General features: G+C 38.5%; 6 protein-coding genes. All 6 read left to right on the top strand.

Going from position 1 to position 7,057, the window contains the following annotated elements:
- A partial coding sequence (locus E1140_RS02825) for an aminotransferase class V-fold PLP-dependent enzyme (RefSeq protein WP_155178831.1) occupies window positions 1-984 on the top strand: 984 nt, incomplete at its 5' end.
- A gap of 57 nt (window positions 985-1,041) precedes the next feature.
- The gene (locus E1140_RS02820; protein WP_155178829.1) at window positions 1,042-1,962 is read left to right on the top strand and encodes a universal stress protein; all 921 of its coding nucleotides are present in this window, start codon (window positions 1,042-1,044) and stop codon (window positions 1,960-1,962) included.
- 103 nt (window positions 1,963-2,065) lie between these two features.
- Window positions 2,066-3,298, top strand: coding sequence for an exodeoxyribonuclease VII large subunit (xseA, locus tag E1140_RS02815; protein ID WP_155178827.1), 1,233 nt, complete (start codon window positions 2,066-2,068; stop codon window positions 3,296-3,298).
- Window positions 3,291-3,488, top strand: a complete 198-nt coding sequence (gene xseB / locus E1140_RS02810) for an exodeoxyribonuclease VII small subunit (RefSeq protein ID WP_155178825.1) — start codon at window positions 3,291-3,293, stop codon at window positions 3,486-3,488. Before xseA ends, xseB begins: the two co-directional genes overlap by 8 nt.
- 40 nt (window positions 3,489-3,528) lie before the next feature.
- Window positions 3,529-5,397 carry a M1 family metallopeptidase gene (locus E1140_RS02805; RefSeq protein ID WP_155178823.1) on the top strand — a complete coding sequence of 623 codons (1,869 nt, stop codon included), beginning with the start codon at window positions 3,529-3,531 and terminating at the stop codon, window positions 5,395-5,397.
- A 5-nt stretch (window positions 5,398-5,402) separates the two neighbouring features.
- On the top strand, window positions 5,403-7,057 hold a 1,655-nt coding region (gene ligA / locus E1140_RS02800), incomplete at its 3' end, for an NAD-dependent DNA ligase LigA (RefSeq protein ID WP_155178821.1).

Genomic DNA, 7,057 nt, shown 5'->3' with positions numbered 1-7,057 from the left:
TCTCACAGAAGCAAAGCTTTTGAGGCTATTTTTTCGCAATGTGTTAGTAACATCAAAGCATTATTAAATCTGCCTGAGGGATATCATGTCTTTTTTACAGCTTCGGCCACTGAAATTTGGGAAAGAATTGGGCAAAACCTGATAGAAAGAGAATCTTTCCACTTTGTAAATGGATCGTTTTCATCAAAATTCCAGTCTATTGTCAATAATCTTAACAAAAGTGGTTTAGGTAAGAAAGTAGATGAAGGGCAGATCGTAGATGTAGAAAAAGTATTGATTCCTGAGACCAGCGAATTGATAGCCATGACTTTTAATGAGACAAGTACTGGTGTCATGCATGACATGGAAGATGTTCGAAAAATAAGAAATGCCTTTCCAGATCAGCTGATTGCTCTGGACGTTGTTTCTATTGCTCCGGGAGTGCCAATCGACTTTTCATTAGTCGATACCGCCTATTTTTCTGTACAAAAGTGTTTTGGTCTTCCTGCTGGTTTAGGTGTGTGGATTGTCAATGATCGATGCATTGAAAAATCTCAGCAACTATTAAACAAAGGGTTGAGCATTGGCTCTTACCATAGCCTACCTGAACTGGAGTCTAAAGCAAAAAGCAACCAGACACCAGAAACTCCTAACGTCTTTAACATGTACCTTCTGAGTAAAGTAACAGAAGACATGCTTTTGAAAGGCGTTCAGCAAATACATATCGAGACCAATTATAAGCATGCTGTCATCCAACACACCGTCAATCAGTCTTCATTTTTGAGTCATTTTGTAGAGTCCGAAAAGAACAGATCCAAAACCACAGCTGTGGTCAATTGCACAGATCCAACCAGGGTTATGAATGAGGCAGCAGCCCAGGGTTTAATCATAGGATCAGGGTATGGAAAGTTTAAAACCAGCCAAATAAGAATAGCTAATTTTCCTACGCATTCTAAGGAGCAAATTGAGATGCTTTCCGATGTAATATTATCTTTAAATATTTAGGAATTAAATAGTTATAATACTATTACGTCTTATTACCTTTGCGGCAAAATTGGGAACATGGAACCGTTTAAGAACATATTAGTAGGTCTTGACACATCGGCACTTGACGAAACATTAATCAAGTACGCGTCTTTTATTGTAGATCACACTTCTGCAGAGAAAGTAGAGTTTGTAAATATTGTCAGAAATCTGAATGTACCTTCAGATGTAAAGAAGGAATTTCCTGAGCTTGTAGAAAATGCACTCAAGGAAAGAAAGGAGAAATTAAAAGCATCAATTGACACTTACTTTAAGCCTGAAAAGAAGGTTAAACTAGTAATCAGTGCTAAAAAAGGTCAGGCTGGAGACCTACTGAAAATTGCAGAAAAAAGCGGTACTGATCTCATCATTGTTGGTCAGAAGAAAACGCTAGATGGCAATGGCATTACAACCATGCGCCTTGCAAGAAGAGCCAGCTGCAACCTTTTAATAGTTCCTGAAAATGTAACTCCTAAGGCTGACAAGATGCTTGTTCCAATAGATTTCTCAAGCTATTCGAAACTAGCCTTAGACCAGACTATTGACTTTTCAGTAAGAATTGGTGGTTATTCTGAAATTGTTTGTCAAAACGTATACAATGTGCCTGCCGGCTATCATTACACTGGTAAAACTTTTGAAGAGTTTTCTGAAATCATGAAGAAGAATGCGCAGCAGGACTTTGCTAAATTCATGAAGAAGATTGACAGAAGAGATATTAAGATTACCGAGGTATATTCTCAAGATGTTAACGACAACCTGGCTAGTGATATCTATGATTTGGCTGATGAGATTCATCCAGACTTTATCATTATCGGAGCGAAAGGAAGAACGGCTGCGGCTGCACTTTTCCTTGGTAGCTTAGCTGAAAAGATGGTGAATGACAAAATGAATCATCCACTTCTCGTTGTTAGATACAAGGGCAAAAACGCTGGTCTTTTAGAGACATTTAGAGAATTCTAAATACCTAAGCAGAGGGTTTATCACCGCTCATCATTTTCCTTATATATTATCAGAGGTATTTTAAGTTTAGTGCCTCGAATTAAATAAATTTGGTGCTTCAATCATGGAGCACCTTTCTCTTTTTCAGCTTAACAAACTCATCCAAAAAACCCTAGATGGCAACCTTGATGCCAGCTATTGGGTAATAGCCGAAATTGGTGAATTAAGAGTCAATCAAAATGGCCACTGTTATCTCGAACTGGTCGAAAAAGAAGATAACAATATCATAGCCAAATCCAGAGCTACAATCTGGGCTAACAACTTCAGAAACCTGTCATTGTGGTTCGAGAAAATGACAGGACAATCTCTACAGCAAGGGCTTAAAATACTTTGTAATCTGAAGGTGCAGTTTCATGAACTATATGGCCTTAGCTATAACATAAAAGACATTGATGCCAATTTCACATTAGGTGAAAGAGCGAGAAAGCGTCAGGAAGTAATTCTAAAATTACAAGAAGATGGTGTTTTCGATCTCAACCAAACTATTGCCGAACCGAAAGTAATAAAGAATATTGCTGTTATAAGCTCGCCCTCTGCTGCTGGTTACGAAGATTTTTTAAATCAACTTGAAAGCAACAGATATGGATACAGGTTTGACGTTACACTCTTCAAGTCCGTGATGCAGGGCAATGCAGCGCCTGAGTCTATCATTAATTCCCTGCTGTCTATACATAATTCAAACACTGAATTTGATGTAGTGGTGCTTATAAGAGGTGGAGGCTCGCAGATAGATTTAGATTGCTTTGATGATTATGAGCTCGCTGCACATTGCTGCCAGTTTCCATTACCCATTTTATCTGGTATTGGTCATGAACGCGATGAGTCTGTGCTCGATATGATTTCCTTCAGATCATTAAAAACGCCAACTGCCGTGGCAGAGTGGATCATTGATATAAACATGGATTTTGAAATTGAGCTAACACAGAATTTTGAGCAACTATCAAAAATGGTGCTCCAAAATCTAAAGCTTGAAGGACAGCTGATTAATCAAATTATTGCAAAGATTAAAAATTCAGGAAGAGTGGTTCAGTCCAACGAAAATCATAGACTAAACTCACTAAAATCGAATCTAAAAACTGTTTTGAAGCATCAGCTCTCAACCTTAAAGTCGGAGTTAACCCTAAAAGCAAATATTGTAGATCATCTAAACCCTCAAAATATCTTGAAACGCGGATATACTATGACCAGCAAAAATGGCAAGCTCATAGGAGCTCAGGAATTAAACATTGGAGATATCATAGAGACTACAACAAATAAAATGACAATTAGAAGTAAAATTGCCGAAATCAATGAGTAAGAAGAAATTAAACTATACCGAGGCTCTTACTGAGTTAGAAAAGATAATCGAGCAGATAGAAAGCGGTGATTTAACAGTTGACGAGCTTTCTGAAAAAGTAAAAACAGCGGCCGACTTGGTTAAGGTCTGTCAGGATAAACTCAGAAAAACCGAAGATGAAATCAACAAGACTTTGGAAGGTCTTGAGTAGATGAATTTCTTATAATAATTTTTAATCTAAACACAGTTATATGAATACAATTAGACTAACTATCTTACTATTTTTTGCCTCTACCCTATCATTTGGGCAAAGTACCAATTACTGGCAGCAGAGTGCTGAATACACCATGTCTATCGATATGGATGTAACAACCAATAAACTACAAGGCACGCAGAAAGTTGTGTATATTAACAACTCTCCTGATACGCTAACAAAGGTTTACTATCACCTTTACTTTAATGCATTTCAGCCAGGTAGTATGATGGATGTTCGTTCATTAAATATATCTGACCCAAGTAGTAAGATTGGATCAAGAATATCGAAGCTAAAAGATGATGAAATTGGTTATCAACACATCTTGTCATTAAAGCAAGATGGTAAAAAGGTTGCCAATAATGTTCAGGGTACTATTCTTGAGGTAATTCTTAACAAACCTATACTGCCTGGCAAAAAGTCAACGCTTGAAATGGAATTCGAGGCTCAGGTACCTATCCAAATCAGGAGGTCTGGAAGAGACAATGCAGAAGGTATTAGATATTCTATGTCTCAGTGGTATCCTAAAGTTGCGGAATATGATTACTTAGGATGGCACACTAATCCATATATAGGCAGAGAATTCCATGGTGTCTGGTCAAGCTTTGATGTGAAAATCAGCATTGACTCTGCCTATACCGTAGGTGGTACCGGTTATTTACAAAATGCTAATGAAATTGGCCATGGATACGCTAAGGACAACAGCAAGGTAAACAAGAAGGATGCTAAGCACACATGGCACTTCAAAGCGCCAATGGTTCATGATTTTATGTGGGCTGCTGACCCAGATTACAAGCACGTTACTGCCCAGGTTCCTAACGGACCAATGATGCATTTCTTCTATCAGGAAACTGCTGATAATAAAGAAGCATGGGCTAAGCTGCCAGATTATATGGTTAAGGCCATGATATTTATGAATAAGGAATTTGGTGTTTATCCATTTGAGCAGTATTCATTCATTCAAGGTGGTGATGGAGGTATGGAATACCCTATGGCAACGTTAATTACTGGCAACAGAAGTTTCAAGAGCCTTTTAGGTGTGAGTGTTCATGAAATGGTCCACAGTTGGTACCAAGGCGTTTTGGCTAATAATGAGAGCCTAAATGAGTGGATGGATGAAGGCTTTACTTCGTATGCTTCAAATGTTACCATGAACCATCTTTTACCAGACGATCCATCTGAGGCTGATGTTTATGGCGGATCCATCAGAAGCTATGTTGGCATGGCAACAAGTGGTGCTGAAGAACCTTTAACAACTCATGCAGATCATTATCATACTAATCGCTCTTACAGCAGAAATGCTTACTCAAAAGGCGCTGTATTTCTTATTGGTCTAAACTACATTCTGGGTACTGATACTTTTATGAAAGGTATGAGAAGATATTATAACGAGTGGAAGTTTAAACACCCAACACCTATCAATGTGGTCAGAGCCATGGAAAAAGTATCTGACCTGCAATTGGACTGGTATCTTGAAGATTTTGTTTACACCACGGACCAGATAGATTATAGTATCAAAACTATTGCTGGCAATGGTGACAAAACCTATATCACACTAGAGCGTCAGGGTGAAATGATTATGCCTATCGACCTTGAAGTTACTTATAAGGATGGGTCTAAAGAGTTGGTTTACATTCCTTTGAGAATTATGCGTGGAGCCAAACCAGTAGAAAACAAGGAGATACAGAGAACTACTGCCGAAGCATGGCCATGGACCTACCCTACTTATACTTTTGAATTAAATAAGAATTCTTCCGAAATTTCGAAGGTTGAGATTGATCCATCAGGCAGATTGGCTGATGTAGATAAATCTGATAATGTTATTGACTTTACTACAATTAAACCATTTACAGACCCTACTAAGTAACATTCATGAATCAGGAGGAAGCCAGCAAGGAAATATCAAGTCTTTCGCAAAAGATTAATTATTATAATGATTTGTATTATCAGAAAGACACCTCTGAAATTTCTGATTTTGAGTTCGATAAGCTTTTAGAAAGACTTATCGAACTTGAAAGGGCTTTTCCTGAACTTAAAAAAGATGACTCCCCATCTCAGCGGGTTGGAGGTACTATCACCAAAAATTTTGAAACTGTAAATCACCGCTACCCCATGCTCTCTCTGGGAAATACGTATTCTAAGGAAGACCTTGAAGAGTTTGATAAGCGAGTTGCTAAAGGTCTAGGTGATGAGCCGTATGAGTACTTCTGTGAGTTAAAGTTCGATGGTGTAGCCCTTAGCCTTACTTATGAGAATGGCAAGCTGGTAAGAGGAGTTACACGTGGAGATGGCACAAGAGGAGATGATATCACTAATAATGTGAGAACTATCAGGACTGTACCGCTGTCGCTAAGAGATGGTGATTACCCAGACTTCTTTGAGGCTCGTGGCGAAGCATTTCTGCCAAAAGAAATGTTTCTTAAGCTTAATAAAGAGCGAGAAGAGCAAGGTGAGGAGCTTTATGCCAATGCAAGAAATACCGCCTCAGGCAGCTTAAAGATGCAGGACTCATCTATGGTGGCTAGACGAAAGCTCGATTGTTACCTGTATTCAATGAATGGAGAGGATATTGGAGTAGCTACTCATGAAGAAGCGATTCTTAAGCTACAGTCATTAAACTTTAACATCTCTCCTACTTTCAAAAAGTGTAAGAATATTAATGAGGTGCTGGCATACATAGCTGAATGGGAAACAAAAAGGCTTGAGCTACCATTAGATACTGATGGTATTGTAATAAAGGTTAATAGTATTCAACAACAACATAAGTTAGGGTTCACTGCCAAAAGTCCTAGGTGGGCTATTGCATATAAATACAAATCTGAGGCTGCAGTTACTTTATTGCAGGATATAACCTATCAGGTAGGTAGAACTGGTGCTATAACACCTGTAGCTGAGTTGCAACCCGTTTTATTAGCCGGTACTACAGTAAAACGTGCGTCACTCCATAATGCCAACGAAATAGAGCGTCTGGATATCAGAGTTGGAGATATGGTTTTTGTTGAAAAGGGTGGTGAGATTATACCTAAAGTAACTCATGTTGATACTTCTAAAAGGAAACCTGACAGTGAACGGTTAAAATATATAACTCACTGTCCAGAATGCGGAACCGAATTGGTTCGATATGAAGGCGAGGCGGTTCATTATTGCACCAATGCTTTAGGTTGTCCACCACAAATCAAAGGTAAAATAGAACATTTTATTCAGCGTAAAGCGATGAATATTGATAGTCTTGGAGAAAGAACTATTGATATGCTTTACCAAAAAGGACTAGTTACAAGCCCGGCAGATCTGTATCAACTAACCTATGATCAAATATTTGAGTTAGAAGGCTTTAAGGACTTAAGTACGAAAAACCTACTGGAAGGCATCAAAAACTCATCGTCTGTTCCGTTTGAAAGTGTGCTTTTTGCCTTGGGGATAAGGTTTGTTGGTAAAACTGTAGCAGAGAAATTAGCTGCACACTTTAAGAGTATTGATGCACTCGCTGCTGCAACTTACGATGAACTGATTGAAGTGCCTGAAATTGG

Source organism: Fulvivirga lutimaris, assembly GCF_009711525.1.
Taxonomy (GTDB): Bacteria; Bacteroidota; Bacteroidia; order Cytophagales; family Cyclobacteriaceae; genus Fulvivirga; species Fulvivirga lutimaris.
The sequence above is the reverse complement of the archived record's forward strand: the minus strand, read 5'-3'. Positions and strand labels throughout refer to the sequence as shown.

What these genes read in the sequence shown, in the direction of transcription:
- xseB (WP_155178825.1), top strand. Translation starts at nt 3,291, where the DNA reads ATGAGTAAGAAGAAATTAAACTATACCGAGGCTCTTACTGAGTTAGAA.
- E1140_RS02805 (WP_155178823.1), top strand. Translation starts at nt 3,529, where the DNA reads ATGAATACAATTAGACTAACTATCTTACTATTTTTTGCCTCTACCCTA.
- xseA (WP_155178827.1), top strand. Translation starts at nt 2,066, where the DNA reads ATGGAGCACCTTTCTCTTTTTCAGCTTAACAAACTCATCCAAAAAACC.
- E1140_RS02820 (WP_155178829.1), top strand. Translation starts at nt 1,042, where the DNA reads ATGGAACCGTTTAAGAACATATTAGTAGGTCTTGACACATCGGCACTT.